The 2,932-nt window shown below is 66.3% G+C and carries 2 protein-coding genes and 1 pseudogene; 1 reads left to right on the forward strand and 2 read right to left on the reverse strand.

Translation table 11 applies throughout. The annotated features are described in order from the left end of the window. Positions 1-237: 237 nt before the first annotated feature. Both istB and istA read right to left on the reverse strand, forming a co-directional pair. Entirely contained in the window at positions 238-1,002 is a 765-nt protein-coding gene (gene istB, locus Q8K99_13280) for an IS21-like element helper ATPase IstB (GenBank protein MDP2183527.1), read from the reverse strand. Next, on the reverse strand, positions 1,002-2,540 hold the full coding sequence (gene istA, locus Q8K99_13285) for an IS21 family transposase (GenBank protein ID MDP2183528.1): 1,539 nt from the start codon (positions 2,538-2,540) through the stop codon (positions 1,002-1,004). Before istA ends, istB begins: the two co-directional genes overlap by 1 nt. 246 nt (positions 2,541-2,786) lie before the next feature. Between istA and Q8K99_13290 the strand changes: the two are divergent. Further along, positions 2,787-2,932 (forward strand): annotated as a pseudogene (locus Q8K99_13290) (IS4 family transposase).

The raw sequence follows: 2,932 nt of genomic DNA on the forward strand, positions 1-2,932 counted from the left end.
GGCTCGAAGATGTGCACCTTCATGATCTCCGGCACACCCATGCGTCTTGGGCCGCGTCGGGGGGCGTCTCGCTCTACTTGGTGGCGAACATGCTGCGTATTTCGGCCGAACTGACCACCCGGTTCGGCTCTATCTGACCAGGCGTTTCGGCGGAGACTGACCAGCGTGTTCGGCACGAACTGACCAGAGACCTCTCGGAGCTCCGGGCCGCGCTGGTGTTCCTTTGGGCAGTGTAGCTCAGACCTCCCTCGTCGGCACCGCCGACGTGCCTTTCGGACCTTTCATCTTCCTCATGGACTCTCCCTTCAGGTGGATCTTGTGGGCGTTGTGGATGAGGCGATCGAGGATGGCGTCGGCCAGGGTGGGATCGGCGATGGCCCCGTGCCACATCTCCAAGGGGAGCTGACTCGCCACCAGAGTCGAGCGGGTGAGTGTCCGCTCGTCGATCACCTCGAGGAGATCCCGCGCTTCTGAGACGGAGAGCGGCGTCAGGCCGAAGTCGTCGAGGATGAGGAGCTCGGTCTTGGCGAGACGGGCCATGAAGGCGGGGTAGCTCCCGTCTCCTTTGGCCAAGGTCAGCTCCGTGAGGAGCGCCTGGAGACGGAAGTAGCGGGTGCGCAGCCCCATGCGGCAGCAGGCGTTCCCGAGCGCGCAGGCCACGTAGGTCTTGCCCACCCCGGTGGCTCCGAGGACGAGGAGGTTCTGGTGGTCGCGGACAAAGGCGCAGGTGGCGAGCGAACGCATGAGCGCCCGATCAAGACCCCGGGCCGGCGAGTAGTCGAGATCCTCCGGACAGGCCGCCAGGCGGAGCTTCGCTTCTCTGAGCAGTCTCTCGAGGGCCCGGTTTCTTCTTTGCGTCCACTCCTCATCCACCAGGAGCCCCAGGCGCTCTTCAAATGAGAGTGTTTGGGCCTCGGGGTCCTGGCTCTGGGCCGCCAACGCGGCCGCCATGCCCCGCAGCTGCATGTGCCGGAGCTTCTCTAGGGTCTGTTCGCGGAGCATCAGGCCTCCTTCTCTTCGGCGTAGTAGTGGGGGCCGCGCAGGTTCTCGTGCACGATCGCAAGACCGGGTAGGGGTTCGGGCGCGACGGGAAGCGGCACTTTGTCAAGACCGCGGGCCAGGATGCTCTTCACGCTCCGGTAGGAGGTGGCGCCCAAGAAGAGGGCCCGGCGGCAGGCGGCCTCGACGCGGGCGGACGGGTAGTGCTTGGAGAGGCGCATGATCCCAAGACAGGCCCGGTAGCCGTGCTCGGGATGGGGCCGGCGCTCGAGGATGGTCTGAACCAGGCAGGCGGTCTCGGGGCCCACGGTCCCCGCCCAGGAGATGAGCCGCCCCGGCGACCACTCCAGATAGCGGCGGTGGGCTTCAGGCATGTGCTCGGGCTTGGTCGAGTACTCGCCCCGTCCGAAGCGGCGCGCATGACTGGCCACGCGGGCGCCGGCGAAGAGCACCTCCACCGTGCCTGCGGTGTAGCGCACGTCCACCTCCTCCCGGGCCAGCTGGTAGGGGACGGAGTAGAAGTTGCGCTCGAGCTCCAGATGGTAGTCGATGTTGACGCGGGCCCGCTTCCACAGGGCGAACTCGTAGGGAGTCAGAGGCAGGGGGAGAAGGGCCGGACGGTCGAGGGTCTCGAAGAGGGAGAGCCGGGAGCCTGCGAGCTTCTGGAAGGGGGCCTCGTTCAGCCGGGAGGTCCCTTCGGCGAGGGCCTCGTTCAGATCCACGAGGGAGAAGAAGGTCCGGTCGCGGAGCGGGGCTAAAACAGTGCGCTCCACCACCAGGACTCCGGCTTCGACTTTCGCCTTGTCCCGAGGGCGCCGCGGGCGGGCGGGCACCACAGCGCAGCCGTAATGGCGGGCCAGGTCGGCGTAGGCGGGGTTGAGATCGGGCTCGTAGTAGTCGGGGTGGGTGACGCCGCTCTTCAGGTTGTCACAGACGACGGTGCGCACCACCCCGCCCAGCGCCCCGAAGCAGTGGATGTGCGCTAAGAGCCAGCTGCGCAGATCCTCGCCCCAGGTGGCCTCGATGTAGGTGTAGTTGGAGCAGCCGAGGACGGCGACGAAGACGTGGGCGTCCCTGAGTTCTCCGGTGCGCCGCTCCACGATGGGGACGGTGGGGCCGGCGAAGTCGACGAAGAGCTTCTCCCCGGCCTTGTGCTCCTGACGGAGAACCACGTCCACCTTGCCTCGGAAGCGCCGGTAGCGCTCGCAGAACTGCGTGTACTGCAGGCCGTCGGGATACTCGGCCTTGTATTCCAGCCAGAGGAGCTGGAGCGTCACGCCCTTGCGGGCCAGCTCCCGGTGCATCTGCTCGGGGTCGGGCTCGGGACGGCGCACCGAGGAGGGAGCAGTCGGTGGGTAGAGCCGGGCGTCGAGAGCGGCCTCGTCGAGGTCGTCGGGAAGCGGCCACGAAAGACCGGCCACCTCCGCCCGGCGGATGAGGTCCGCCACCGTGTTGGGGGAGACCGACACGCTGCGGCCGATCTCCCGGCGGGCGAGCCCGAGCTCATGATGCAGCCTCAGGATCTCCTTGATCTTGCGCATGGATAACCTCCTGCCTGCCACCGTTCGCCACTCTCCCTCTTGGTCGCCTGTCGATTCCTCGACAGAGAGCGTACGGGAAGGCGCGACCTATGCCAGGCTTCATCGTGTTATCCAGCGCGGTCCAGGGGCTCGTTGCCGCTGGTCAGTTACGGCCGATATCGCTGATCAGTCAGAGCCGAAACAGATGATCAGTTACCGCCGACATCAGTGATCAGTTTGGTCCGATACTGGTGATCAGTTGGGGCCGAAATACGCAGCTACCTGTTGGTCCACTACGCCATCCGTACACTGATGCACGAGGCCGCGCTTGACGCCAAGCTTGATCCCGACCGGCTGTCGTTCATCCGCAGCCTGCGGGTTGTCAGACGAACCACCGCGTCCCACGCGGGTTT

It is taken from the genome of Actinomycetota bacterium (assembly GCA_030682655.1).
In the GTDB taxonomy this organism is placed as follows: domain Bacteria; phylum Actinomycetota; class Coriobacteriia; order Anaerosomatales; family JAUXNU01; genus JAUXNU01.

Excerpts from the sequence above, each read along its gene's own strand:
- istA (MDP2183528.1), bottom strand. The coding sequence starts at position 2,540 with ATGCGCAAGATCAAGGAGATCCTGAGGCTGCATCATGAGCTCGGGCTC.
- istB (MDP2183527.1), bottom strand. The coding sequence starts at position 1,002 with ATGCTCCGCGAACAGACCCTAGAGAAGCTCCGGCACATGCAGCTGCGG.